The organism is Geobacillus sp. CAMR5420, assembly GCF_000691465.1.
Taxonomy (GTDB): Bacteria; Bacillota; Bacilli; order Bacillales; family Anoxybacillaceae; genus Geobacillus; species Geobacillus thermoleovorans.
On sequence record NZ_JHUS01000032.1, the window covers coordinates 13294 to 38013 of the forward strand.

25 protein-coding genes and 2 pseudogenes are annotated in these 24720 nt (G+C 55.7%); 25 read left to right on the forward strand and 2 right to left on the reverse strand.

Annotation, left to right across the window (positions count from 1 at the left end):
- Positions 1-133 precede the first annotated feature (133 nt).
- The 17 genes and pseudogenes from DI44_RS09100 to DI44_RS19435 form a co-directional block, all read left to right on the forward strand.
- Positions 134-1105, forward strand: a complete 972-nt coding sequence (locus DI44_RS09100) for an ABC transporter ATP-binding protein (RefSeq protein WP_011230983.1) — start codon at positions 134-136, stop codon at positions 1103-1105.
- Positions 1102-1875 carry an ABC-2 family transporter protein gene (locus DI44_RS09095; RefSeq protein WP_014195648.1) on the forward strand — a complete coding sequence of 258 codons (774 nt, stop codon included), beginning with the start codon at positions 1102-1104 and terminating at the stop codon, positions 1873-1875. The genes DI44_RS09100 and DI44_RS09095 overlap by 4 nt, the downstream gene beginning before the upstream one ends.
- A gap of 2 nt (positions 1876-1877) precedes the next feature.
- Positions 1878-2666, forward strand: coding sequence for an ABC-2 family transporter protein (locus tag DI44_RS09090; protein ID WP_025039200.1), 789 nt, complete (start codon positions 1878-1880; stop codon positions 2664-2666).
- 364 nt (positions 2667-3030) lie between these two features.
- Positions 3031-3420 (forward strand): MerR family DNA-binding transcriptional regulator, encoded by a 390-nt coding sequence (locus DI44_RS09080; RefSeq protein ID WP_011230986.1) that lies wholly within the window; start codon positions 3031-3033, stop codon positions 3418-3420.
- Positions 3417-4952 carry a long-chain fatty acid--CoA ligase gene (locus DI44_RS09075; RefSeq protein WP_011230987.1) on the forward strand — a complete coding sequence of 512 codons (1536 nt, stop codon included), beginning with the start codon at positions 3417-3419 and terminating at the stop codon, positions 4950-4952. The genes DI44_RS09080 and DI44_RS09075 overlap by 4 nt, the downstream gene beginning before the upstream one ends.
- Positions 4953-4975: 23 nt before the next feature.
- On the forward strand, positions 4976-6658 hold the full coding sequence (locus DI44_RS09070; RefSeq protein WP_033025241.1) for an acyl-CoA dehydrogenase family protein: 1683 nt from the start codon (positions 4976-4978) through the stop codon (positions 6656-6658).
- A 122-nt stretch (positions 6659-6780) separates the two neighbouring features.
- The gene (locus DI44_RS09065) at positions 6781-7716 is read left to right on the forward strand and encodes an alpha/beta fold hydrolase (protein WP_011230989.1); all 936 of its coding nucleotides are present in this window, start codon (positions 6781-6783) and stop codon (positions 7714-7716) included.
- Between the two features lie 95 nt (positions 7717-7811).
- Positions 7812-8495: an SOS response-associated peptidase gene (locus tag DI44_RS09060; RefSeq protein ID WP_011230990.1), complete on the forward strand. Its 684-nt coding sequence runs from the start codon at positions 7812-7814 to the stop codon at positions 8493-8495.
- The gene (locus tag DI44_RS09055; RefSeq protein WP_033025242.1) at positions 8495-8899 is read left to right on the forward strand and encodes a DCC1-like thiol-disulfide oxidoreductase family protein; all 405 of its coding nucleotides are present in this window, start codon (positions 8495-8497) and stop codon (positions 8897-8899) included. Before DI44_RS09060 ends, DI44_RS09055 begins: the two co-directional genes overlap by 1 nt.
- A gap of 63 nt (positions 8900-8962) precedes the next feature.
- The gene (locus DI44_RS09050; RefSeq protein WP_021322568.1) at positions 8963-9361 is read left to right on the forward strand and encodes a hypothetical protein; all 399 of its coding nucleotides are present in this window, start codon (positions 8963-8965) and stop codon (positions 9359-9361) included.
- 340 nt (positions 9362-9701) lie between these two features.
- Entirely contained in the window at positions 9702-11222 is a 1521-nt protein-coding gene (locus tag DI44_RS09040) for a bifunctional ADP-dependent NAD(P)H-hydrate dehydratase/NAD(P)H-hydrate epimerase (RefSeq protein WP_011230993.1), read from the forward strand.
- Between the two features lie 279 nt (positions 11223-11501).
- Entirely contained in the window at positions 11502-11990 is a 489-nt protein-coding gene (locus DI44_RS09035) for a GNAT family N-acetyltransferase (RefSeq protein WP_119877459.1), read from the forward strand.
- A 134-nt stretch (positions 11991-12124) separates the two neighbouring features.
- On the forward strand, positions 12125-12874 hold the full coding sequence (locus DI44_RS09030) for an IclR family transcriptional regulator (RefSeq protein WP_033025245.1): 750 nt from the start codon (positions 12125-12127) through the stop codon (positions 12872-12874).
- Positions 12871-13563, forward strand: coding sequence for a 5-oxoprolinase subunit PxpB (pxpB, locus tag DI44_RS09025; RefSeq protein ID WP_013145505.1), 693 nt, complete (start codon positions 12871-12873; stop codon positions 13561-13563). The genes DI44_RS09030 and pxpB overlap by 4 nt, the downstream gene beginning before the upstream one ends.
- On the forward strand, positions 13556-14527 hold the full coding sequence (locus tag DI44_RS09020) for a biotin-dependent carboxyltransferase family protein (RefSeq protein WP_014195657.1): 972 nt from the start codon (positions 13556-13558) through the stop codon (positions 14525-14527). The genes pxpB and DI44_RS09020 overlap by 8 nt, the downstream gene beginning before the upstream one ends.
- Positions 14524-15294 carry a 5-oxoprolinase subunit PxpA gene (locus DI44_RS09015; RefSeq protein WP_011230998.1) on the forward strand — a complete coding sequence of 257 codons (771 nt, stop codon included), beginning with the start codon at positions 14524-14526 and terminating at the stop codon, positions 15292-15294. Before DI44_RS09020 ends, DI44_RS09015 begins: the two co-directional genes overlap by 4 nt.
- A gap of 266 nt (positions 15295-15560) precedes the next feature.
- A pseudogene (locus DI44_RS19435) lies at positions 15561-15800 on the forward strand (DUF523 domain-containing protein); the annotation flags it as partial.
- Positions 15801-15814: 14 nt separating this feature from the next.
- Here the strand turns inward: DI44_RS19435 and DI44_RS19440 are convergent.
- A pseudogene (locus tag DI44_RS19440) lies at positions 15815-15991 on the reverse strand (hypothetical protein); the annotation flags it as partial.
- 126 nt (positions 15992-16117) lie between these two features.
- On the opposite strand from DI44_RS19440, the gene DI44_RS09005 reads away from it, so the two are divergent.
- The 3 genes from DI44_RS09005 (at position 16118) to DI44_RS08995 (ending at position 19120) form a co-directional block, all read left to right on the forward strand.
- On the forward strand, positions 16118-16357 hold the full coding sequence (locus tag DI44_RS09005) for a hypothetical protein (RefSeq protein ID WP_011231000.1): 240 nt from the start codon (positions 16118-16120) through the stop codon (positions 16355-16357).
- Positions 16358-16457: 100 nt separating this feature from the next.
- Complete coding sequence (locus DI44_RS09000) at positions 16458-18140, forward strand: long-chain fatty acid--CoA ligase (protein ID WP_011231001.1); 1683 nt, start codon at positions 16458-16460, stop codon at positions 18138-18140.
- Positions 18140-19120: a phosphotriesterase-related protein gene (locus tag DI44_RS08995; protein WP_021322572.1), complete on the forward strand. Its 981-nt coding sequence runs from the start codon at positions 18140-18142 to the stop codon at positions 19118-19120. The genes DI44_RS09000 and DI44_RS08995 overlap by 1 nt, the downstream gene beginning before the upstream one ends.
- Before the next feature lie 175 nt (positions 19121-19295).
- Here DI44_RS08995 and DI44_RS18985 read toward each other — a convergent pair whose 3' ends face one another.
- The gene (locus tag DI44_RS18985) at positions 19296-19439 is read right to left on the reverse strand and encodes a hypothetical protein (protein ID WP_157832557.1); all 144 of its coding nucleotides are present in this window, start codon (positions 19437-19439) and stop codon (positions 19296-19298) included.
- Between the two features lie 65 nt (positions 19440-19504).
- Between DI44_RS18985 and DI44_RS08990 the strand changes: the two genes are divergently transcribed.
- The 5 genes from DI44_RS08990 to thiE all read left to right on the forward strand — a co-directional run bounded on the left by DI44_RS08990 (position 19505) and on the right by thiE (position 24680).
- The gene (locus tag DI44_RS08990; protein WP_033025246.1) at positions 19505-21184 is read left to right on the forward strand and encodes a DUF6044 family protein; all 1680 of its coding nucleotides are present in this window, start codon (positions 19505-19507) and stop codon (positions 21182-21184) included.
- A gap of 1 nt (position 21185) precedes the next feature.
- On the forward strand, positions 21186-22208 hold the full coding sequence (locus DI44_RS08985) for a glycosyltransferase family 2 protein (RefSeq protein ID WP_033025247.1): 1023 nt from the start codon (positions 21186-21188) through the stop codon (positions 22206-22208).
- Positions 22209-22380: 172 nt separating this feature from the next.
- Positions 22381-23190, forward strand: coding sequence for a hydroxyethylthiazole kinase (gene thiM / locus DI44_RS08980; protein ID WP_033025314.1), 810 nt, complete (start codon positions 22381-22383; stop codon positions 23188-23190).
- An 18-nt stretch (positions 23191-23208) separates the two neighbouring features.
- Positions 23209-24009 carry a bifunctional hydroxymethylpyrimidine kinase/phosphomethylpyrimidine kinase gene (gene thiD / locus DI44_RS08975; protein WP_013145494.1) on the forward strand — a complete coding sequence of 267 codons (801 nt, stop codon included), beginning with the start codon at positions 23209-23211 and terminating at the stop codon, positions 24007-24009.
- Positions 24010-24014: 5 nt separating this feature from the next.
- The gene (thiE, locus tag DI44_RS08970; protein WP_033025248.1) at positions 24015-24680 is read left to right on the forward strand and encodes a thiamine phosphate synthase; all 666 of its coding nucleotides are present in this window, start codon (positions 24015-24017) and stop codon (positions 24678-24680) included.
- Positions 24681-24720 lie beyond the last annotated feature (40 nt).

Genomic DNA, 24720 nt, shown 5'->3' on the forward strand with positions numbered 1-24720 from the left:
CCTTCTATTATACATGACGAAAGAAAGAGATGATAGAAGAAAGATGACGAAACGTTTTTCTTTGCGGCGCGTCCTTCGAATGTGATATAACAAAAGAATGTCAGTAGTATGCACATACTGGAGGATGAACATGGTGATCCGTGTCAGCCATTTGCATAAATCGTTCCGCGTCCATCGCCGCGAAGCGGGATGGCTTGAGGCGGCGCGCAGTTTATGGCGGCGCGACTACCGCGTCATTGAGGCGGTGAAGGACGTTTCGTTTACGATTGAAAAAGGGGAGATTGTCGGCTTTTTAGGTCCAAACGGGGCGGGGAAAACGACGACGATGAAAATGCTTGCTGGCCTCTTGCATCCGACATCAGGAGAGATCACGGTCGGCGGGTTTGTGCCGTTTGAGCAAAAGCCGGAGTTTAAAAAAATGATGAGCTTGGTGATGGGGCAAAAAAGCCAGCTCATTTGGGACATCCCGCCGATGGAGACGTTTTTGGTCAATAAAGCCATTTATGACATCGACGATCGGGCTTTCCGCCAGACGCTCGAGGAATTGACGGAACTGCTCGACTTGGCGCCGCTGTTGGACAAGCCGACGCGCAGTCTGTCGCTCGGGCAGCGGATGCGCTGCGAGCTGGCGGCGGCGCTTTTGCATCGGCCGCAAGTGTTGTTTTTGGATGAGCCGACGATCGGGCTTGACGTTCATACGCAAGAAAACGTGCGTCGCTTTATCGTTGACTACAATCGGGAGCACGAGACGACGATTTTGTTGACATCGCATTACATGGGTGATGTTGCAGCGCTTTGCGACCGGGTGATGATCATCAACTACGGGCGATTGATTTACGACGGGGAACTGTCAGTGCTGACGGAGAAGCTGGCGCCGTACAAGCGATTGGAAGTCCGGTTTTCACGGGTTCCGGACATGGATTGGGGAGAGTATGGCGAAGTGGCGGAAATCGAAGAAGGAACAGTCGTATTGCGGGTGGCGCGCGAGAAGGCGGCGGGGACAGCAGCGCGGTTATTAGAGCGGTTTGATGTCCGCGACATCAATATTGAAGACCCGCCGCTTGAGGAAGTGATTACGCGCGCGTTTCAGGAGGAGCGTGTATGATTCGCAAATATATCGCTTTGTTGCGGATGAAATACATCGAAATGCTCGCGTATCGTTTGGCGACGTTCGTCTGGATGACGGGTGCGATCACGCAGCCGCTGATCACGATGTTTGTCTGGATGAACATTCATCCGGAAGAGAGCGATTCGTTTGTCTTTTATTTTATGGCCGTCATTTTTGTCGAACGAATGACGAGCGCGTGGGATGTATGGGAGCTGGACCGTGAAATTCGCGAAGGGACGTTTTCGAATTGGTTGCTGCGGCCGCTTCACCCGATCCATTGGGCGATCGCGGAAAACATCATTTATAAATGGCTGTTTGCCGTCATTTTAGTGCCTGTCTGGGTAGTGGCAGCGACATTTTGGCCGGCGCTTCGTCCTCACATGACGGCAAGTCAAATCATGTTGTTTTTGATGGCGGTTGTATTGGGTGCGGCGCTTCGTTTTTTGCTTAGTTACTCGTGCGGGTTGCTTGCGTTTTGGATGACGAAAGTGGCGGCTGTGTACGGCGTGATCGACGTCATTTCGTTGTTTTTGTCAGGACGGATCGCGCCGCTTGAGCTGCTTCCGCCGCAGCTTCGCGAATGGAGCGAGTGGCTGCCGTTTCGCTATATGATCAGTTTTCCGATCGAAATCGCCACCGGGGCGGCGGATGGAGGAGAGTTGGCGCGCGGCTTTGCGATCGCCGCCGGGTGGATGATGGCGCTGATTGGTGCTTTGCAATGGCTGTGGAAAGCGGGGATGAGAAAAAATCAGGCGGTAGGTGGATGAACATGCGGCGATACGGGCGGGTGTTCCGCGAGTTTTTCCGCGCTTGTTTGGTCGAGGAAATGGAATACCGGAGCGAATTTTTCGGCAATTTTATCGCCAGCTTTTTTGGCATCGCAATCGCTCTGTTGACCGTCCATATCTTTTTTTACCAGACGGATCGCTTAGGCGGCTGGACGTATGGGGAAGTGCTTGTGCTGCTCGGCGTCTTTAATACGCTGCGCGGATTCATCGATTTTGCGCTCCGCCCGAACATGCCAAGGCTGCTTGAGCATGTCAGGCGCGGCACGCTCGATTATATTTTGACGAAACCGGTCGACAGCATGTTTTACGTCAGCTTCCGCCACCTTGTCTTTTGGCGGCTTATCGATGTGGCGCTTGGCATCGGCGTCATCGGCTTCGGCTTGTATGTTGAACGCTACGTGCCATCGGCGGCCGACGTATGCATGTTTCTGATCGTGATGGTCGCTTCTCTTTTGCTCATTTATTCGCTATGGATGATGTTGATGACGACCTCGTTTTGGGTCGTGCGCATCGATGACTTGTCGTTTATTTTCGATTCGTTTTTTGATACGGCCCGCTTTCCCGGCAGCATGTACCGCGGGGCGGTGCGGTTGGTGATTACCTACATCTTGCCGGCGGTGTTGATCACCAATACGCCGGCTTTGGCGCTGCTTGGAAAATGGCGCATCCCGACAGCGCTGGCGGCTTTGGCTGCGGCCATTCTCTTTTTATGGCTGGCCCGTCGCTTTTGGCGGTTTGCCTTGCGCTTTTACACCGGGGCGGGCGGGTGAGGAAACGGCTCCTTAGACAGGGGCTTTTTTCTTTTGTCATGGTGATTTCGCCAGGGAATCAGCGGCGCGTATATCGACCCATGCCGTCCGATTCGCTTCTGGCCGCCATGAATAATGGAAAAGCGTTTCAGTGCTGATGACCTGTGCGTTCGGTCGACTGTCTCTTTCTTTGCATTGGCTTAGGATGTCTCCTTTCGCCGACGGCTCCCAGATCCATTTTTTCCATATTGATGGTTGGATGGCGGAGAGAATGGACACGGAGAAGGGGGAGGATGACTGTTTCTTTGCTTTCATATTCGTTGACTTTTACGTAAACGTCAATTAAAATAAAATTCAGAATATTGATTCTAGAAAAGGGATGGCCATGCACTATTTCACCATTTCCGATTTGGCGCAAGAGTTTGATGTGAGCACACGGACGATCCGCTATTATGAAGAACGCGGATTGCTCTCCCCGATTCGGACCGAGTCAGGGCAGCGGCTGTATACGAAAAAGGAGCGGGCGAAACTCAAGCTCATTTTGCGCGGCAAACGGTTCGGCTTTTCGCTTGACGAAATTCATGAGATGATTGCGCTGTTTGATGAGGATCGCACGGGGAAGAAACAGCTTGAAAAAACGGTCGAATACGGGCGGCGGAAATTGAAGGAGGTGAGCGAGCGGATCGAGGATTTGCTTCAGCTGAAGGCGGAGATGGAAGCGCTGCTTTCCGATTTTGAACAGCGATTGCGAGAATGGGAGGAATCGGATGGATGAACATTTCAGAGCTGCTCGCCCGGAATGCGAGGAAATTTCCAGAGAAAACGGCGGTCATCGAAGGAGAATCATCGCTGTCGTATGCCGAGGTCAACTGCATGGTCAATCGCTTGGCCTCATCATTGGCTCGGCTTGGTGTCGGACGCGGCGATAAAGTCGCGCTGTATATGCCCAATACCAAAGAGTTTGCCGTTTCGTACTTTGCCGTTTTGCGCCTTGGCGCGGTTGTTGTGCCGATTAACGCGCGCTTGACGGCGGCTGAGGTGCAGTATATTCTCGGCCATAGCGAGGCAAAGGCGCTCATCGCCCACGATTTGGTGCATCAAGTGCTCGCCCCGCTTGTCGGTGGAAGCGATGGAATCTGGGTGAAGACCGGGAAGGCGGAAGGCGGTTGGCTGTCGCTCGAGGAGTTGATCGATTCGGGTGATCCAGAAGAGATCGTCTGCCCAGCCAAAGAGGATGATGAGGCGACGATTTTGTATACATCGGGGACAACGGGGCGGCCAAAAGGGGTGTTGTTCACGCATCGCAATGTGATCACGGTTGCGGACATGATCGTGATCGAAACGAAAATCGACCGTCAAAGCCGCCTGCTGCATCTCATGCCGCTCAGCCACTCAGCGCCGCTTCATTTGTTTTTCATAGGCGGCACGTACGTCGGTGCGACCCATGTCCTAGCGCCTGCGTTTTCCCCGGATGCGTTGCTCGAACTGGTCGAGCGTCACAAGATCACCCACTTTTTCGGCGCGCCAGTGGCGTATTTGTTGACGGCGAAGCATCCGCGGTTTGACGAATACGACCTTTCTTCGGTCCGTTGCTGGATGTACGGCGGGGCTCCGCTGTCGCGTGAGGAAGTGAAGTTTGTCGCCAGCCGCTTTGGCGCCGGGCGGATGATGTGTTTATACGGTTTGACCGAAGCCGGCCCGAACGGGACGTACTTGTCTCCTGAGGAGCATGGCGAAAAAGCGGGGAGCGTCGGCCGAGATGCCGCTCTTCATTGCGAGGTGGCCCTCGTCGATGAGAACGGACAGGAAGTTGCGCCCGGCGAGGTCGGGGAGATCGTGCTGCGCGGGGAGAGCATCATGAAAGGATACTACAAGGACGAAGAAAAAACGAACGAGGTGATCAAAGACGGCTGGCTGTACACCGGCGATTTGGCGCGCCGCGATGAAGACGGCTACATTTGGATCGTCGACCGGAAAAAAGATGTCATCATTTCCGGCGGTGTCAACATTTATCCAAAGGAAGTCGAAGATGTGCTGCGAACGCATCCGGCGATCGCCGATGTTGCCGTGATCGGCGTGCCGCATCCGGAGTGGGGCGAAACAGCAAAAGCGTTTGTTGTATTGAGCCAACCGCTCGAACCGCTTGCGGAAGAGTGCAAGCGTTTCCTATCTGACAAGCTGGCTGACTATAAAATTCCGCGTCTGTATGAGGCGATCGCTGAACTGCCGCGCAATGCGACGGGAAAAGTGTTGAAACAAGTGCTGCGGATGTGGGAGACGACGGCGCAGGGAGCACAGGGACGATAAGAAGAGGGGAAAGGGGAGAGACGATGAAACCGCTTTATGAAGTCGATCCGAATTTGCTGGCGAATTTGAAACGGCATTTGGATGACGAATTGTATCGGTATGCGGAAGAAAAGCTCGCGTCGTTTTACGAATTTTGCTTGACGGACGTCGACCGCCGCGCCGTGCACACCGACCGCGAAGGGCAGCCGCGCCTCATCAAGTACGACCGGTTTGGGAACGACATTTCCGAAGTATGGGTAAATGAAGGATACGTGCAGACGGCAAAACAGACGTACGAAACGGGCATTGTCGGTTATGTGCACAAACCGATTCCCGAGCTTGGAAGAAAAGGAAACTACATGTATTCGTACGCCCAAGGGTACATTTTATCCCAAGCTGAGCCCGGGTTTTATTGTCCGGTGACGCTGACGATGGCAACCGCCTATGTGCTTGAACATTTCGCCGACGACGAGTTAAAAGCACGGTACTTGCCCCATGTCACTTCCACCGGTGAGGTCGAACTGTATGAAGGGGCGACGTTTTTAACCGAGCGCCAAGGCGGGTCGGACGTTGGCGCCAACGCGGTGCGTGCTGTGCCGTGCGGCGACCATTATAAACTATATGGGGAAAAATATTTTGCCAGCAATGCCGGCCGCTGCGGCGTGGCGCTCGTATTGGCGCGCATCGACGGGAGCGGGCCGGGGACGAAAGGGCTGAGCTTGTTCCTTGTCCCGTGGCGCAAAGAAGATGGGACGTTAAACGGCATCTCGATTCGCCGCCTGAAAGATAAGTTAGGAGTGCGCGCCGTGCCGTCGGCCGAAGTCGTGTTTGACGGGGCCGAGGCGTATGTGGTCGGCGATCCGCGGAAAGGCTTCTACTATATGATGGAAGCGCTTAATCTCTCGCGCGTCTGCAATGCGGTTGCTTCCGTCGGCATCATGAAGCGGGCGCTTGAAGAGGCGAAACAATACGCTGAGCGACGCACTGCCTTTGGCCATGTCTTGACGGATTACTCGATGGTGCGCGAGACGCTTGCCAATTTGACGGCGAGACAGGAAGTGGAAACGAGCGCCTGCTTTGACATGATCGCCTTGTTTGACCGCGTCATGGCCGCGCCGCATGAAGCGAGCGAGGCGGAGAAAGCATGGCTCAGGCTGCTGATTGCGCTCCTTAAGATGCGCACCGCCGAAGAGGCAATCGCGTTCAGCCATGAGGCGATTGAAATGCATGGAGGCAACGGGTATATTGAAGATTTTGTCACGCCACGCCTGTTGCGCGATGCGCAAGTGCTGACGGTTTGGGAGGGGACGGCGAACATTTTGGCGCTCGAGGTGCTGCGGTTGATGCGCAAATATCGCATCCACGAACGGTTTGCCGCCGAGATGCAGGAGCGCCTTGAGCGTTTGGCAGCTGACGTGAAGCCGCTCGCCCGCCCGGTCGAAGAAGGGCTTAAGGAATGGGGGGCAGCACTGGCGCGTCTTAACGGCCAGTCGGAAGAGGTCCAGACGTTCCACGCGAAAGCGATCGCCAATCGGATGTGCGATCTGTATTTGAGCATCATCGCCCTTGAACGCGGGCAAGAAGACGAACGGAACAGGTTGATCGCTGAGCTGTTTTTGCGCCATGTTTGGGAGCGCGGGCTCGTCGATGAACGCATGACGTCGGTGCGCGAGTTTGACTTGATCGTCAGATGTAAAGGAGCGTCTGCGCCGCTCGCGCATTCGTAAGTTGGCGGCATGAAGCGGGCCATGGGCGAAAGGGATGTTCGTTTTTGGCGGACATCTCTTTTTTTGACTGCCAAATGAGCAATTCAACAAGTAGGATGAAAGAAAGGAAGGGGAAAACGGACATGGAAGTGGTGCGCACGCCGCGCCGGACAAAACGGCGCGTTTGGATTTCTGCGGCCATTGGCGTTGTCATTTTGGGGTTGCTCGCCTGCGTCGGTTTGTCCGTTTATGTCGGCTGGCAGCTGACGCATAAACCGCGCGAGCCGGTTACCATGACGCCGAAAGACTATGGCATGGCGTATGAAAGTGCGACATTTACAAGCAAAGATGGGAAAACGGCGCTCGAAGGCTGGATCATTCCGCCTAAAGGAGCGGCGAAGATGACGGTCATTTTTGCCCATGGGTATGCCGGCAACCGGATTCAGAAAAACGTGCCGTTTTTGCCGCTCGCCAAGCGGCTTGTTGACGACGGGTACCGCGTCATCTTGTTTGATTTTCGCGCGAGCGGCGAGTCGGGAGGCGATATGATTACGATCGGCGTCAAAGAGAAAGACGATCTGCTTGGCGTCATCGATTACGCGAAGCGGCACTATCGCGAGCCAGTTGCCTTATACGGCGTTTCGATGGGAGCGGCGACATCGATCTTGGCGGCGGCAGAGGACAGTGATGTTCGCGGGGTGATTGCGGACAGCCCGTTTAGCGACCTCGAATCGTATTTGCGCGCCAATATGCCGGTATGGACGCACTTGCCCGATGTGCCGTTTACGTATTTGATTTTGGCGATCGTTCCAGCGCTGGCCGATTTGGATCTAGGCGTGTCTTCGCCCATCCATGCCGTCGATCGTGTCGCGCCGAGGCCGATTTTGTTCATCCACAGCAAAGACGACCGTTCGATTCCATACAAAGAAAGTGTGAAGTTGTACAACACCCATCCGCATGCGTTTCAACTATGGCTGACGGACAAAGCGGATCATGTGAAAAGTTTTTCTCTCTACAGCGATGAGTATGTAGAAAGAGTGTCGGCGTTTTTGCGCTCATTGGTAAAAACTTCTTCGTAAGGCGGCTGCGATTCGTGTTCGGCCGCTTTTTGTATTATAATGGAAGAAATAGAGAATGAAGATGGCATTGATCAACGAATCGAGGAGTGAATGCCATGTGCGGTCGGTTTACGTTGACAGTTGATTTGGAAACATTGCGGGCGTTGTTTCGTTTCCGTTATCAAGGTTCGCTTGCGCCTCGGTTCAACATCGCCCCGAGCCAGGAGGTGTTGACGGTCATTGTGGAAGAAGGGGAGCGAATCGGCAAAATGATGCGCTGGGGGCTTGTGCCGTTTTGGGCGAAAGATGATCGCATCGGTGTCAAAATGATCAACGCCCGGGCGGAAACAGTCGATGAGAAGGCGAGTTTTCACCATGCGTTCAAGCGGCGGCGCTGTTTGATTTTAGCCGATGGATTTTATGAGTGGAAAAAAGAGGGATCGAAAAAAGTGCCGTATCGGTTTACGCTTGCAACGGATGCGCCGTTTGGGTTTGCCGGTCTGTGGGAGCGCTGGGAGGGAGCGAGCGGGCCGCTTGAGACGTGCACGATCATGACGACGAGGGCGAACGAGCTCATCGCCCCCATTCACGATCGGATGCCGGTCATATTGCCTCCCGAGCAGCATGAAGACTGGCTGGATCCGCGTTTAGACGACAGCGAGTATTTGAAATCGTTGCTGCGTCCGTATCCGAGCAGCGAGATGCGCATGTACGAAGTGGCGCCGCTGGTCAACTCGCCGAAAAACGACGTGATCGCCTGCATCGAGCCGGTCGACAGCCGGTCAATGGAGGGAACGTGATGCATCCTGTCATCTTATTTGATGGCGATTGCCTGTTTTGCCATGCGAGCGCACACTGGATCGCCGCCCGCGACCGCCAGGCGGTGTTCCGCTTTGCGGCGCAACAGAGCGCCGTTGGTCAAGCATTGTTAGCCAAGCAGGAGATGTCAGCGGGAGACAGCGTCGTCCTCATCGAGAACGGGTGCTGTTATGTAAAATCTGATGCTGTCCTGCGCATCGGACGTCGTCTTGCTTGGCCTTGGAATTGGCTGGCAGCGTCTGGATTTCTCATCCCTCGGCTGTTGCGCGATCATATGTATGACGCGATTGCCAATCGTCGGCATCGTCTCGTTCCAAAGCGTGATCATTGCCAGCTGCCGTCTCCTAAACTGCGGGCTCGTTTTCTTGATGAATTACCGCAGTGAAGAAGGAAAATACGCCCGTTTGTCGTATTGAAAAGGGAAAGAAACGTGGGAGGGGAAATGGATATGGCAAACGGAACAACACGGTGGCTTGATGAATGCACGCCTCGGGCGCTTGAGCGTTTTGCCGATGAATTGATCGCTATGGCCGAGCAAAGGGAGAACGAGGATCGGCGCCGGTTTTACGAAGGGATGGCGGTGGCGGCGAAACTCATCGCGCTCCGTTGGGAAGGAAAATGTGCCTATATTGATGATCATTTGCTTGATAACGTATACGAGGCGTTGGCTGTCTTCTCATTGGAAAAACTTGAGGAAACGCTGGCCTTGGAGGCAGAAGAGGCGCATGGCGGCGGCCGCTGCTCGTTTTGTCTCAAAGAAAAACCAAGGCTGGCCAAAGGTCCGCTGGCGGCAATTTGCGACGATTGCCTGCAGTTTGGGCTGCAAGTGATCGCCAAGCAGCCGTAATCGAGGCGGCGGTCATCGTGAAGGCGATGGCCGTCGTTTTTCTGCATAGCGGATAAGCGGGTAGGACAAGGCGAGCAACACGGCGATAAAGGGATGACGCCGCTCCAATGAAAATGCGCCTAGACGCAGCCGCCGGCTGTTCCGGCAAGGCTTCCCTAAATCATACATTGATGATGGGAAGGCGCGGCAGGGAATGCCAAACGTTTCATGAACGCTCCATAAAGACCGTTCCATCGGACATCGTGGTTCGTTCTCAAAGCCTGATTCTCCCATGGCCAACATGTGCAAAAGATGGAGCGCCAAAGGGGACGAAGGCCAAAAGAAGAGAGGAGGAAGGAGAATGATTCCGGTCGTAACATCTGATGAAATGTACGCCATCGACCGAGAAGTGACGGAGCGGATCGGCATCAGCGCTGATTCGTTGATGGAAAACGCAGGGCAGGCGCTGTTTCGGGTGCTGAAAGGGCGGATTCCGCGCGCTGATAGGGTGGCGGTGCTTGCCGGGGCGGGCAACAACGGCGGGGATGGGTTTGTCGTTGCCCGTATGTTGAAAAGCTGCGGCTACGAAACCGATGTATGGCTCATTCCACCAAAGGAAAAGGTGAAAGGAGCGGCGCGCACCGCGCTTGAGGTGTACGAGCGGTCCGGGTATTCGTGGATTCCGTATGAAGGGAATGAACAAGAGTTTGCGATGCGTGCGCCGCACTACGACGTGATCATTGATGCGCTCCTTGGCATCGGCGTGAAAGGCGAGGTTCGCTCTCCGTATCAAGAAATCATTGAACAACTGAACCGCTCGCGGGCTGTTGTGTATGCAATCGATGTGCCAAGCGGGGTGCCGGCGGATGGCGGTGATGTCGCCGCGGCCGTTCGCGCGGATATGACGCTCACCATTCAATGCCCGAAGCTTGGGGCGTACACATTCCCAGCGGCCGATTATTACGGGGAACTCGCTGTTGTAGATATCGGCATTCCGCCGCTCGTGGTCAAAACGAATGCAGCCCGTCGGTTCGTGTGGGAGCGAAGCGATGTCATGCGGACGATGCCAAAGCGGAGGCGGTCCTCGCATAAAGGAACGTATGGCAAACTGCTTGTAGTCGGCGGATCGAAAGCTATGGCAGGAGCAGTGACGCTCGCCGCCAAGGCAGCGCTGCGAAGCGGGGCCGGACTTGTGACCATGGCTGTTCCAGAAACAGTGTACGAAGCGGTTGCCAATCGGATGCCCGAGGCGATGTGCAGGCCATGGCCGGCCGAAGGGGGAGCGTTTGCCGGCGCGGCCGATTGGAACGGGCTGGATGTCGATGCGCTCGCCGTTGGTCCAGGCATGGGGAGAACGGAAGGGGTGCGCCGTCTTGTTGGGGAGTTGGTGCGAAAGCCGGTGCCCCTTATCCTCGATGCCGATGCCCTATTTTTCTGGGATGATTACGCTGAACAGGTGCGCCGCCGAAGCGCGCCGACGGTGATCACCCCGCATCCGGGGGAAATGGCGCGCATCGTCCGTCGCTCCATTCGCGAGGTCGAGCACGACCGCTTTGGGTTATCCAAGCGGTTGGCGATGGAATATGGCGTGTATGTCGTGTTGAAAGGGCCGTATACGATTGTTACGGCGCCGGATGGATCGCAATATGTCAACACGACCGGCAACCCGGCTTTGGCGAAAGGCGGCAGCGGTGACGTGTTGACGGGCATCGTGGCGGCGTTTTTGTTGCAGCACGAGGCGGTGCAGCCTGCGGTGAGCAATGCGGCGTTCGTGCATGGAAAGGCTGCTGATTGGCTTGTTCAACACGGTCATTCGCCTTGGGATGTATTGGCGTCGGACGTTGTGGAGGCCTTGCCGGCTGTGCTCGCTTCGCTGGCGTGATCAACCGGTCCATTGAAAGGGGCGCTGGGGGATGAAAACGATCCAGCTGGCTTGCGAATAACCGGCTGGCGTTTTCTTTCTCCCAGCCTTCTGCGCATAAGGCATGTGGTTCGGGCGCAAACTTTACCGCTGAGGCCGTATTTGCGGCTGCAGCTGTAATCGTTGGTTTATCAGCCGACAATCTTCCACTGATCGCTGGGCTGCGCCCTTCACGCGCTTGAAGCGGGAGTCTTCTTTCGAAACGATGATCAACGTTGCGGAAAGGCGGAAGTTCCATTTTTGGACAAACATGGATATCATGAATGTAGAAATAGAAGAAGGGAGATGGGAGTCATGCCGCAATTTGTTTGGCTCGAGACGGAGGAGGAAGTAAGAAGCGCTTTTCCGGTCATGCGGGAGCTGCGCACTCATTTGGATGAAGAAACGTATGTCGCGCTTGTGCGTGAAGCGCAAGAAAAAGAAGGGTATAAGCTTGCGGCGTTATATGATCAGGACAAAATGGTTGCCGTTGTCGGATTCATGCCGATGATCACGCTCTATAACGGCCGTTTTATTTGGGTTTGCGATTTGGTCACGACATCAGCCGAACGTTCGAAAGGGTATGGAAAAGCGTTGCTGTCGCATGTGCACGAATGGGCGAAGGAGCACGGCTACGGGATTGTCTCGCTGTCATCCGGCCTGCAGCGGGTTGACGCCCATCGCTTCTATGAGGAAAAAATGGAATATCAAAAAGTGAGTTATGTGTTTTTGAAACGCTTATCGATTTGAATCCAACGGCGTCCGTTCAGCGGGCGCTTTTCATTTTGTGGTAGAAAATTGTTCCACTTTTCATTATAATAATAAAAAATATATAACTCGTATTTTGGAATTAATATTCTAATATTCGGAACAGAGGGGCAATGATGAATAAAACGGTCTTAAAAACAAAAGAACTGCTTGATTTGTTTCTCGATTGCGAACGGTTGACGCTGCCGGAAATGGTCGAGCGGCTTCGGATGCCCAAAACGTCGGTGTACCGGATGGCGCAGTCGCTTGTTGTCCTTGGTTTTTTGCAAAAACGAGGCGATTACTATGAGCTCGGTTTAGCCTTCTTGACGTTTGGCGCGCTCGTCGCCGAGCGGCTCGATATTCGCCGGGCGGCGCTGCCGGTGATGAAGCGGCTGAAAGAGGAGACGAACGAAGCGGTGAATCTTGTCATTCGCGACGGCGATGAGGCGCTGTATATTGAAAAAGTCGAGACGTCCGAGCCGGTGCGCGTCTATACGAAAGTCGGGCGGCGCGCCCCTCTGTATGCCGGGGCGTGCCCTCGTGTCTTGCTCGCGTTTATGGACAAGGCGGATCGGGAACGTTATTTAGAACAAGTCGAGCTTGTCAAAATCGCCAAACATACGGTGACCGACAAAGAAGCGCTGTGCCGGTTGTTGGAAGAAGACCGGGACCGCGGCTATACGGTCAGCTATTCTGAGCTGGAAAACTATTCGGCCGCCGTTGCGGTGCCGATTTTCAACCATGAAGGCGCGGCGGTTGCCGGGCTGAGCGTTGCCGGGCCGGAACAGCGCTTTTCGCCAGATGATGTGGCGCGCATCGTTCCGCGATTGAAGCAGGCGGCGATGGACATTTCGCGCGAACTCGGCTTTCGGGGGAAGGGATGACGGTGGAGTATACGTTGTTTCCATTATGCGAATATGCGGTGACGGTTCGGTTTTCAGACCGCATTGACGAGGACGTGAATGATATCGTCCACCAAACGGCCGCCCGGCTTCAGGCCGAGCGAAAAGAAGGCATCGAGGAGATCGTGCCGGCGTTTTCGTCACTCACCATCTACTATGATCCATTGGTGATCGATTACATCGGCATAGGCGCATGGCTAAGGAAAAACATCAGGCGGTCTGAACAAGCGGTGCGGCGTTCGGCGCGGACGGTCGTCATTCCCGTCTGTTACGGCGGCGAATTCGGTCCGGATTTGCCGGATGTCGCTCGTTTCCATGGGATGACAGAAGACGAAGTGATAGCGCTCCATTCGGCCGGACGCTACCGAGTTTATATGATCGGCTTTTCTCCTGGATTTGCCTATTTAGGAGGGCTGTCGCCGCGCTTGGCGACGCCAAGGCGGTCGGTGCCGCGCACAAAAGTGCCTGCCGGTTCGGTCGGCATCGCCGGCGGACAGACGGGCGTCTACCCGCTTGCGACGCCGGGCGGCTGGCAACTGATCGGTCGAACGCCGCTGAAGCTGTTTGACCCGCACCGAGAGAAGCCAAGTTTGCTTGCGGCTGGCGATATCGTCGCGTTTCAGCCGATTGGGGCTGATGAATTTGCACGTTGGAGCGAGGAACATGATTGACGTCATCGAGGCTGGGTTGTTTACAACCGTGCAAGATGGCGGGCGTTTTGGCTACCGGCATGCCGGCGTGCCGGCGGGCGGGGCGATGGATGCGTGGGCGTATCGCCTGGCTAATGCGCTTGTCGGCAACAACGGTGATGAGGCGGTGCTTGAGGCGACGATGGCCGGACCGACGCTTCGGTTTCGCGTCGAGGCCGTCGTTGCGGTATGCGGCGGCGATTTCCCGTGCACGCTCAATGGGCAGCCGATTTCCCTTTGGAAACCGGAGATCGTCAAATCGGGCGATGTGCTCGAAGTAGGGGTGTGTCGGACGGGGTTTCGGGCGTATATCGCTGTATCAGGCGGCATCGACGTCCCGCCCGTGATGGGCAGTCGTTCCACGTACGTTCCAGCCCAGCTTGGCGGGCTTTCAGGCCGCCCGTTGCAGCGGGGCGATGCACTGCCGGTCGGCGTTACTCATGGGCGTCGTGTTATCGGCCGGATGCGTTGGGGTCTTGCTTCGGCCGCCCGCCGCTATATTGGTGGGAAAACGAAAACGGTGCGCGCGGTTCCCGGTCCGGAGTATGACGAATTTACGCCGGCGAGCCGCCGCCAGTTTTTCGCCGCCCGCTATGAGGTGACGACGCAGTCCGATCGGATCGGCTATCGGCTTTCTGGACGGGCGTTGGCGCTTGTGCGCGAGCGGGAGATGGTCTCGGAAGCGGTCGTTTTCGGCACGGTGCAAGTCCCGGCATCCGGCCAGCCGATCGTATTGATGGCGGACAGCCAGACAACCGGCGGCTACCCGCGCATCGCCCAGGTTGCGTCTGTGGATTTGCCGATTCTCGCGCAGGCTCGTCCGGGTGACTTTATCCAATTTCAGCCGATCGAGCCGGAAGAAGCGATGTGGCTTTATCGGGAACAACAGCAACGGCTGGCTCGATGGATTGCGGCCATTCGCCGTCAATGGGAGGGAGAACGGTGAGGACGATTGATTTGAATTGCGATTTCGGCGAAAGCTTTGGGGTGTATAGGCTTGGGCAGGAAGAAATCTTATCGTACGTGACCTCTGTCAACATCGCCTGTGGGTTTCACGCCGGCGACCCGCTCGTCATGCGGCGGACGGTGCAACTCGCCATCCAGCATGGCGTTGCCATCGGCGCCCATCCGGGGTTTCCGGACTTGTTTGGCTTCGGACGGCGCGCCATGGCCGTTTCGCCAGAGGAGGTATACGCCTATGTAGTCTACCAAATCGGCGCGCTGGCTGCGTTTGTGAAGGCGGAAGGCGGCGTGATGACGCATGTTAAGCCGCACGGCGCCTTGTACAATATGGCGGCGAAAGACGCGGCGCTGGCCGAAGCGATCGCCAAAGCGGTGCATGATGTCGATCCGATGCTTGTCTTATACGGCTTGTCGGGAAGCGAACTCATCCGCGCCGGCCGCGCCTGCGGCTTGCGGACGGCGAGCGAAGTGTTCGCCGATCGGACGTATCAGGCGGACGGTTCGCTCACCCCAAGAAGCGATCCGCGCGCCATCATCGCGGATGAAGACGAAGCGGTCACGCAAGTGCTTATGATGATCCGCGACCGGCGCGTTCGCTCGGTGCAAGGGACGGACGTGGCGATTGAAGCCGACACCGTCTGTCTCCATGGCGACAATGAACAGGCGGTGCGATTTGCCAAGCGGCTCTATCAAGCCTTGCAAAACGAAGGAATCGCCATTCAGGCGCCGCGCCGAGAGGAAAGACGATGAAGAAAGCCGGAACACCATATTTGGCGCCCTTGCCGTCTTCTTTAATGGTGTATATGGGCGTGTGCACTGCCATGCAGCAGCTGCCGAATAAGCGCCTTAAGCAGGAAACTCGCTTAGGGCGCTGTTTTCATTTGGAGCTGTTTATTGCTTCTTCTAACTTATACCGATTTTTTGGCTGGCTCAATGAAATGGCCTTCATGACAGTCGATCTTCAATTGGTTACAATAACAAAGAGAGGTGACGGAACGAGAAAGGAGTACAAAAGGATGCACTACGCCATTCCGACAGTGGTGGTCAGCGAATGCCTCGGCTTTTCTGCCTGCCGGTATAACGGCGATATCATTCACAATTCGTTTGTCTCTCGTTTAGGGGAGTTTGCTCGGCTTGTGCCTGTATGCCCAGAAGTGGCCATTGGGCTTGGGGTTCCGCGGGAGACGGTCCGACTTGTGAAACGAGGCGAGGAAAGGCGGCTTGTGCAGTCGTCGACGAACCGAGATTGGACGAGGGAAATGAATTTGCCACCTCCTTTGTTTTTGACAGAGGCGGAGCGGGCCGCGCCCCCTGGATACTCTTTGTTCAGCGCGGTGCAGTTTGGATACGTTTTGATTTTGGCTGCCGCTTCGGCCGAACGGAACGAGTCGAAGAAAAAGCTGGCTGCGAGCGCAAAGGAAAGGACAAGCGGGATCACGAATCTCATCATGTGTTCCTCCTCTTTGCAACATAATGGTAAGCTTTTCTAGAATCATATTTTGCCATATTGGCTTTTGTCTATCAACCAAAAACGAACAAGCAAATGATGACGGGCCAAGAAAGGGGAAACGGTATGCACGGAGCAGACATCAAAGCGATCGTCTTTGATTTGGACGGAACATTATACGAGGAAACGGAGCATTTTGACTATTATGCCGAGCAGGTGGCGAAACGTCTTCGTGAAGCAGATCGGCCGCGCTTTTGGGACGACTACCGCGCCGTGCTCGCCGCCTGTTGTAGGCGGTGTATTTTTGTTTTGTATATTCAGAAAATTATTGAAAATATTTATGAAAGCGTGTACAATAAAAAATAGTCGGCTATATACCAACTGGTCAGTAAAAAAAGCTATCCAATGCTGCTTGCGTGGAGGCTGCCGCAGTGAACGATCGCGTGAAAAGGAGGAGGAAAACGGAATGAATACGAGACATTACCCGTATTGGCCGAAACGGCTCTCAAAAACGCTGGCTGTGCCGGAGACGACGCTGGTCGACCATTTGGAAACAACGGCGAAGCGCTATCCGAACAAAACGGCGATTTACTATTACGGAGCCGTGTATTCGTACAAACAGTTGCTCGATGAAGTGAACGCGTTGGCCGGCTATTTGCAGCAAAAGCTGTCCGTCAAACCGGGCGACCGCGTTCTATTGTACATGCAAAATTCTCCGCAGTTTGTCATCTCCTACTATGCCATTTTGCGCGCTGAAGCGATCGTCGTGCCGATCAATCCGATGAACACCTCAGAGGAGCTTTCCTTTTACGTCAATGATTGCGAAACGAGAGTCGCCATCGTTGGACAGGAGCTGCTTGACAAAGCGGCCCCGCTCCTTGGACGAACGGCGTTGGAACAAATCATCGTCGCCGCTTATTCTGATTATGCTTCCGATGAATCGCCGGTTTCGCTTCCGGCTGAAGTGGCGGCGCCGCGGCGGGCCATTGGGGATGAGCGCATTCTTTTATGGGCGGACTGCCTCGGCGCCCAATTGCCGCCGCTTCCATACAACGGCCATGTTGATGACATCGCCGTCTTGCCATACACATCCGGGACGACCGGGGTGCCAAAAGGCTGCATCCACCCGCACCGGACGGTGAACGCCAACATCGTCGGCGCCTACCACTGGGGCGATGTGACGAGCGATTCGGTCGCGTTGGCGACGCTGCCGTTTTTCCATGTCACGGGGATGGTCCATAGCATGCATACGCCGATTTTCGCCGGCGCCGCCATGGTGTTGATGACGCGCTGGGATCGGGACGCGGCCGCCCGGCTGATTGAATTGCACCGCTGCACGCATTGGGTGAACATCAGCACGATGCTGATCGACTTTTTGGCCAACCCGGCGCTTGGCCGGTATGACATTTCCTCGCTTTCGAGCATTTCCGGCGGCGGAGCGGCGCTTCCGGAAGCGGTCGGGGAAAAATTGTTCCAGCTCACCGGCGTCCGTTATTTTGAAGGCTACGGGCTGACGGAGACGATTTCGCAGACGCATTTCAATCCGCCGGACCGGCCGAAATTGCAATGTCTCGGCGTTCCGTCGTTTGACGTCGACGCGCGCATCATCGACCCGGCGACGGGGCGGGAGCTTGGCGTCGGCGAAGTCGGGGAGATCATCGTTTGTGGCCCGCAAGTGTTCCGCGGCTATTACCGGCGTGAAAAAGAAACGGAAGAAGCGTTCATCGAGCTCGACGGCAAGCGGTTTTTCCGCACCGGCGACATCGGGCGGATGGATGAGGAAGGCTACTTTTTCATCGTCGACCGCGTCAAACGGATGATCAACGCTTCTGGATACAAAGTGTGGCCGACCGAAGTCGAGTCGCTTTTGTACAAACATCCGGCTGTTCAGCAGGCGTGCGTTGTCGGCGTGCCGGATCCGCGCCGCGGCGAAACGGTGAAGGCGTTTATCGTCCTTCATGACGAGTATGTCGGCAAAGTAACGGAAGAAGAGATCATTGAATGGTCCAAGACGCAAATGGCGGCGTACAAATATCCGCGCCTCGTTGAATTCCGCTCATCGCTGCCGATGACGTCAAGCGGCAAGCTGCTTTGGCGGAAACTGCAGGAAGAGGAGTATGAAAAAGCGGGGAAAGGGGTGAACAACTGATGGCGGAGATGGTAGAAACGGTATGCGGGCCGGTGCCGGTGGAACAGCTTGGCAAAACGCTCATCCACGAGCATTTCCTCTTCGGTTATCCAGGGTTTCAAGGCGATGTGACGCGCGGCACGTTCCGTGAAGACGAGGCGCTTCGCGTCGCAGTCGAGGCGGCGGAAAAGATGAAGCGGCACGGCATTCAAACGGTTGTCGATCCGACGCCGAACGATTGCGGGCGCAACCCGGCGTTTTTGCGGCGCGTCGCTGAAGAGACGGGGCTGAACATTATTTGCGCCACCGGCTATTATTATGAAGGGGAAGGGGCGCCGCCGTACTTCCAATTCCGCCGGCTTCTCGGAACAGCAGAAGATGACATTTACGACATGTTTATGGCCGAGCTGACCGAGGGCATTGCCGATACCGGAATCAAGGCGGGTGTCATCAAGCTCGCCTCGAGCAAAGGGCGCATCACCGAGTACGAAAAGATGTTCTTCCGCGCCGCCGCCCGCGCGCAAAAAGAGACGGGCGCGGTCATCATCACCCATACGCAAGAAGGAACGATGGGGCCGGAACAAGCCGCCTATTTGCTTGAGCACGGCGCCGATCCGAAAAAAATTGTCATCGGCCATATGTGCGGCAACACGGACCCGGACTATCATCGAAAGACGCTTGCTTACGGCGTTTACATTGCGTTTGACCGCTTCGGCATCCAAGGGATGGTCGGCGCGCCGACCGATGAGGAGCGGGTGCGGACGCTCCTTGCTCTGCTCCGCGATGGGTACGAGAAACAAATTATGCTGTCGCATGACACTGTCAACGTTTGGCTCGGTCGTCCGTTTACGCTGCCGGAACCGTTTGCGGAAATGATGAAAAATTGGCATGTCGAGCATTTGTTTGTGAACATCATCCCCGCGCTGAAAAATGAAGGAATCCGCGACGAAGTGCTTGAGCAAATGTTCATCGGCAATCCGGCGGCGCTGTTCTCGGCTTGACGCCGTTTGTAAGGTCGGTAAAAACCGCGCTTTCTGCAAAATCGTTGTTGCGAACGCGCGGAAAAGCGGTTGTTTATCATCCTAAACCGAGAAGACCCCACACTTCCACGCGTGAGCGTAGGTGGGAGAGCGTTCAAGAGCGAAATCTCCATGGTTCGCGCGTTTTTTCGTTCCATCACCAGCTTTTTGGCAACGTTGTGTTGCATGCAAAAGGCTGATCGAAAGGTAAATAGACGAATAGAAAACCGCCGTCATCCGGCTTCATCCGGCCGACGGCGGTTTTTTGTTTGGACAGGGGTCCGTTTTTTTCCATTCTCATGAATAATTTTCCTGTTGGGTTGAACAATAAAGAAAGACAAGAGCCGGGCGAAAGGGGGAGAAAAGGTGCCGGCCATCGAAAAGCGAATCCTGATCTTCTCTTTCGTTGTCATCGCCTTGTACGTGTCGCCGTATTTTGTGCTTGGCGAGGATGCGCATATGCGCGTCCACGACAATTTGGATTCGAACATCGCCTGGTATAAGGTGCTCACTCGAAGCGGTGAGCTGTTCGGACCGGTCGATGGCGTCATTCCGCAAATCATCAACGGCCTGCCGCGCAACGCGTTCGGCACAGAATTCAGCGGCATCGTTTGGCTTCACGCCCTGTTTCCATCCATTTACGCCTATGGGCTCAGTCAAGCCGCAACCCGCGTATTGGCGTTCATCGGCATGTATTTGCTGCTGCGAAAACATGTGCTGCCGGGCGAGCGCTGGGGATGGATTCGCATCGGCTCTTCGTTGACGTTTGCCTTGACGCCGTTTTGGCCATCGGGAATGTTAAGTACGCTCGGGATGCCGCTTGCGCTTTGGGCGTTTTTAAACATTCGGGGCGGCGAGCGTTCATGGGTGAACTGGGCGGTGTTGACGCTTTTGCCGCTCTATTCGAGCTTCGTGCTTGGATTTTTCTTTTTCTTGAGCGCGCTTGGGATTTGGTGGCTCATTGATGTCATCCGCGGCAAGGGTTGGAATTGGCGGTTTTTGGCGGCCATCGTCTATATGACGATGCTCTATTTGGCGGTCGATTACCGGCTTGTCCATTCGCTCTTGTTTTCCAATGAGCCGACAAGCCGCGACGAATATTTCCACGCCCGTCTGCCGCTTTGGCGCGTCATCCGGCTGACGTTCAAAAACTATGTGCTCGGCCATACCCACGTCATGACCGTGCATGGGCTCGTCATTTTACCGGTGACGCTCGTTGCCTTGTACATTGTATGGAAGCGGAAAAGCTGGCGGCGGGAGAAACTGTTTTTGATTTTGCACGGGTTGAACTTCGCGCTGTCGACATGGTATGCGTTTTGGTTTTACAAAGGATGGCTGCCGCTCACCGAACGGTTTGATTTGCTCGATAAGTTCAATTTCGCCCGCTACCATTTTTTGCGGCCAATGGTGATTTACGTCTTGTTTGCACTGGCGCTGAAAATTTTTTGGCAGGAAGGCCGAAGGTGGCGGGCGGTCGGTGCGACGGCCATTGTCTTGCAGCTTGTCGTGCTTGCTTTATGCAATGAGGAAATCGTCTACCGCGACAAGCCGTCGTTTCGCGAGTTTTACGCGGAAAAGCAGTTTGCCGCCATTCGCCGCTATATCGGCCGCCCGGTGCATACATACCGTGTCGCCAGCATCGGCATCCACCCGGCGATCGCTCAATACAACGGCTTTTACACACTCGATACGTACAACAACTTTTATCCGCTCGAATACAAGCATCGGTTTCGCCGCATCATCGCCAAGGAGCTTGCGAAAAACAAAAAACTGCGCGAGTATTTCGATGAATGGGGCGGGCGCTGCTATTTGTTCGTCGATGAGCTCGGCAAGCGGTATATGTTTCAGAAAAACTCGAAGCGGACGATTCGCAGCTTGGAATTGAACACAAACGTGTTTTATAACATGGGCGGGCGCTACATTTTTTCAGCGCTGCCGATTGAAAATGCCGACGAAAACGCCTTGCGCCTTGAGCGGGTGTTCCGTTCCAAAGAGTCCGCGTGGACCATCTATTTATACAAAGTCGTGCCGGAGGGAGGAAGGTGACATGTTCGAACCGACGTTGGCTATTGTTGTGCCGTGTTACAACGAAGAAGAGGTGCTGCCGGAGACGATCCGCCGCTTACGGGAGTTGCGCGAACAATTGATTGAAGAGCAGCTCATTTCATCCAACAGCGCGCTTTTGTTCGTCGATGACGGCAGCTGTGATGACACATGGAAGATCATATACAAAGCGAGTTTGCGTCACCCGGAAGTGAAAGGGCTGAAACTGGCGCATAACGCCGGCCACCAAAACGCGCTGCTTGCTGGGCTGTTCGCCGCGAAAAGGCATGCCGATTGCCTCATTTCGATCGACGCCGATTTGCAAGATGATGTAGCGGCGATTCGGGAATTTGTGCAAAAGTTTCGTGAAGGCTATGACATCGTCTACGGCGTGCGCCGGCGGCGCGATGCCGATACATGGTTCAAGCGCCATACGGCGCAAGGGTTTTATCGGTTGATGAAGGCGTTTGGCGTCGATCTCGTTTACAATCACGCCGACTATCGCCTTATGAGCCGGCGCGCTGTGGACGCGCTTGAACAGTTCGGGGAAGCGAACTTGTTTTTGCGCGGCATCGTTCCACTTTTGGGCTTTCGGTCGGCGACGGTTTATTATGACCGAAAAGAGCGGCTGGCCGGGAAAACGAAATATCCGCTGAAAAAAATGATCGCCTTTGCGCTTGACGGCGTGACGTCGTTCAGCGTCACCCCGATCCGTTTCATTTCGCTCGTTGGGTTTCTCTCATTTGTCGTCAGCTTGATGTTTGGCGCCTATTTTCTTTTTCTCAAATGGGTCGGGCATACGGAAACGGGTTGGACGTCGCTCATTACGTCCATCTGGCTGTTAGGGGGCTTGCAGCTGATGGCGCTCGGGCTGATTGGTGAATATATTGGAAAAATTTACAAAGAAACGAAACGGAGGCCGCGCTATATCATCGATTTGGATTTGTGGAATTGGCCGCTGCCGCAGCGGCTGTCGCCGGCGGCGCCGTCCGAAGAGGGAGGGGCGGCCGAATGGACGCATTCGTAATGGGACAAAAAGGGAGGTGCGCTTTGGCGGCCGCCTTTTTTCTTTGTCTTGCAATTCAAAAAAAGAAAGAGTAGACTGATGGATGGGGAGAATGGATCATTCCATTGGCCGAAAATACGGCGAAAGTCAGTGTATGGCCGGCGAAAAGGCTTGGAAAGGGGAGAAACCGGAAATGGCCAATTGGCATGAATGGGCGGAACTGCTCGAGCGGGTAAGAGAGGAGAATCCGCTCGTCCATAATATCACGAATGTCGTTGTGACGAATTTTACGGCAAATGGGCTGCTTGCGCTTGGCGCTTCGCCGGTGATGGCGTATGCGAAAGAGGAAGTGGGCGAGATGGCGAAGCTCGCTGGAGCGCTTGTCCTCAATATTGGGACGTTGAATGACAAAGAGGTGGAAGCGATGCTTGTCGCCGGCCAGGCGGCCAATGAAGCCGGCGTGCCGGTCATTTTCGACCCGGTCGGGGCCGGGGCCACGCGCTACCGGACGGAGACGGCGCGCCGCATCGCGGAACAAGTCAAGCTCGCCGTGATCCGTGGCAATGCGGCGGAGATCGCCAATATGATTGGTGAGGCGTGGGCGATTAAAGGAGTCGATGCCGGCGGAGGAAGCGGCGATCGAGTGGCGTTGGCCAAACGGGCGGCGGAGCAGCTCGGCGCCGTTGTCGTGATTACTGGAAAAGAGGACGTCGTTGCGGACGGACAGACGACGTATCTTATTCAGAACGGCCATCCGTTGTTGACAAAAGTGACCGGAGCGGGCTGCTTGCTGACATCGGTCATCGGAGCGTTTGCGGCCGTTGAGCGCGATGCGGCGGCAGCGGCGGTGGCCGCGCTTGTGTATTACGGCGTCGCAGCGGAGCAGGCGGCGGCCAAAGCCGGGGAGCGCGGACCGGGCAGCTTCCAGACGGCGTTTTTGGACGCGTTGGCGTATACAAGCGTCGATGATGTCAAACGGTATGGCCGGGTGGAACAACGGTAAAAGGGGAGGAGAAACACGATGGTGTACAAAGCGTTGACGATTGCCGGGTCGGACAGCGGCGGCGGCGCCGGCATCCAAGCCGATCTCAAAACGTTCCAGGAGCTCGGCGTCTTTGGCATGTCAGCGATCACGGCGGTGACGGCGCAAAACACACTTGGCGTGCAAGGCGTCTTTCCGCTGTCGGCGGAAGCAGTCGCCGCCCAGATCGAATCGGTGGCCGCCGATTTAGGCGCGGATGCGGTGAAAACCGGCATGCTCTTTAGTGCCGAGATCATTCGTACGGTTGCTGAACAAGTGAAAAAACATAAATGGGAGCGGCTGGTCGTCGACCCGGTGATGATCGCCAAAGGCGGCGCTCCGCTGTTGCAAGAGGAAGCGGTGGCCGCGCTGAAAGAAGAGCTGCTGCCGATGGCGCTTGTCATTACACCGAACATTCCAGAAGCGGAAGCGTTGACGGGCGTTGTCATCCGCACGATGGATGACCGCCGTGAAGCCGCGCGCCTCCTCCACCGGATGGGCGCCCGCTATGTCGTCGTGAAAGGCGGCCATGACGATGATGGCGAAGAAACCGTCGACTTGCTGTATAACGGCAGCGAATTTTCCTATTTTAAAAGCAAGCGAATTGACACGCGCCATACGCACGGAACCGGCTGTACATTTGCCGCGGCGATCGCCGCTGAGCTGGCGAAAGGGCGGCATCCTGTCGACGCTGTCGCGACGGCGAAGGCGTTTGTGCAATCGGCGATTGCCCATCCGCTCGGCATCGGCCAAGGCCATGGGCCGACGAACCATTGGGCGTACCGCCAATACGGAGAGTGAGAACGATGGCGCGCATCGCGAGCGGTGAAATGAAGGAGCGGCTGGCTGTTTACTTCATTATGGGAAGCCAAAACAGCGAACGTCCGGCCGCCGATGTGCTGAAAGAAGCGCTTGACGGCGGTGTGACGTTGTTTCAATTCCGCGAAAAAGGGCCGGGCGCTTTAAAAGGGGCGGACAAAGAGAAGCTCGCCCGGCAGCTGCAGCACCTTTGCCGCGCTTATGGGGTGCCGTTTATCGTCAACGATGACGTCGAGCTGGCCCTCGCCATTGATGCCGACGGCGTCCATGTCGGTCAAGACGATGAGGACGCGCGGCGCGTGCGGGAAAAAATCGGCGATAAAATTTTGGGCGTCTCAGCGCACAACGTCGAAGAAGCGATGGCGGCCGTTGAGGCGGGCGCCGATTACCTCGGCGTCGGCCCGATTTACCCGACCAGTTCGAAAGAGGATGCAAAGGAAGCGCAAGGACCGGATGTTCTCCGCCGCTTGCGCGAAGCCGGCATCACCATTCCAATCGTCGCCATTGGCGGCATTACGGCTGCGAACGCCAAAACCGTTGTGGAAGCCGGGGCGGATGGAGTATCCGTCATCAGCGCCATCGCTTCGGCTCCGTCGCCAAAGGCGGCGGCCGCCGCCTTAGCGGAAGCGGTGCGGGCAGCCCGCACGCGCTGAATGAAAAAGTCGGTTTCCACTTGTAGGCAAAGCGCCATAA

Coding starts and splice junctions, on each gene's coding strand:
- DI44_RS09075 (WP_011230987.1), top strand. CDS start 3,417: ATGAACATTTCAGAGCTGCTCGCCCGGAATGCGAGGAAATTTCCAGAG.
- DI44_RS09070 (WP_033025241.1), top strand. CDS start 4,976: ATGAAACCGCTTTATGAAGTCGATCCGAATTTGCTGGCGAATTTGAAA.
- DI44_RS09095 (WP_014195648.1), top strand. CDS start 1,102: ATGATTCGCAAATATATCGCTTTGTTGCGGATGAAATACATCGAAATG.
- DI44_RS09000 (WP_011231001.1), top strand. CDS start 16,458: ATGAATACGAGACATTACCCGTATTGGCCGAAACGGCTCTCAAAAACG.
- thiM (WP_033025314.1), top strand. CDS start 22,381: ATGGCCAATTGGCATGAATGGGCGGAACTGCTCGAGCGGGTAAGAGAG.
- DI44_RS09005 (WP_011231000.1), top strand. CDS start 16,118: ATGCACGGAGCAGACATCAAAGCGATCGTCTTTGATTTGGACGGAACA.
- DI44_RS09030 (WP_033025245.1), top strand. CDS start 12,125: ATGAATAAAACGGTCTTAAAAACAAAAGAACTGCTTGATTTGTTTCTC.
- DI44_RS09090 (WP_025039200.1), top strand. CDS start 1,878: ATGCGGCGATACGGGCGGGTGTTCCGCGAGTTTTTCCGCGCTTGTTTG.
- DI44_RS08995 (WP_021322572.1), top strand. CDS start 18,140: ATGGCGGAGATGGTAGAAACGGTATGCGGGCCGGTGCCGGTGGAACAG.
- thiE (WP_033025248.1), top strand. CDS start 24,015: ATGGCGCGCATCGCGAGCGGTGAAATGAAGGAGCGGCTGGCTGTTTAC.
- DI44_RS09080 (WP_011230986.1), top strand. CDS start 3,031: ATGCACTATTTCACCATTTCCGATTTGGCGCAAGAGTTTGATGTGAGC.
- DI44_RS18985 (WP_157832557.1), bottom strand. CDS start 19,439: ATGAGAATGGAAAAAAACGGACCCCTGTCCAAACAAAAAACCGCCGTC.
- thiD (WP_013145494.1), top strand. CDS start 23,209: ATGGTGTACAAAGCGTTGACGATTGCCGGGTCGGACAGCGGCGGCGGC.
- DI44_RS09060 (WP_011230990.1), top strand. CDS start 7,812: ATGTGCGGTCGGTTTACGTTGACAGTTGATTTGGAAACATTGCGGGCG.
- DI44_RS09065 (WP_011230989.1), top strand. CDS start 6,781: ATGGAAGTGGTGCGCACGCCGCGCCGGACAAAACGGCGCGTTTGGATT.
- DI44_RS09050 (WP_021322568.1), top strand. CDS start 8,963: ATGGCAAACGGAACAACACGGTGGCTTGATGAATGCACGCCTCGGGCG.
- DI44_RS09020 (WP_014195657.1), top strand. CDS start 13,556: ATGATTGACGTCATCGAGGCTGGGTTGTTTACAACCGTGCAAGATGGC.
- DI44_RS09055 (WP_033025242.1), top strand. CDS start 8,495: ATGCATCCTGTCATCTTATTTGATGGCGATTGCCTGTTTTGCCATGCG.
- DI44_RS08985 (WP_033025247.1), top strand. CDS start 21,186: ATGTTCGAACCGACGTTGGCTATTGTTGTGCCGTGTTACAACGAAGAA.
- pxpB (WP_013145505.1), top strand. CDS start 12,871: ATGACGGTGGAGTATACGTTGTTTCCATTATGCGAATATGCGGTGACG.
- DI44_RS09040 (WP_011230993.1), top strand. CDS start 9,702: ATGATTCCGGTCGTAACATCTGATGAAATGTACGCCATCGACCGAGAA.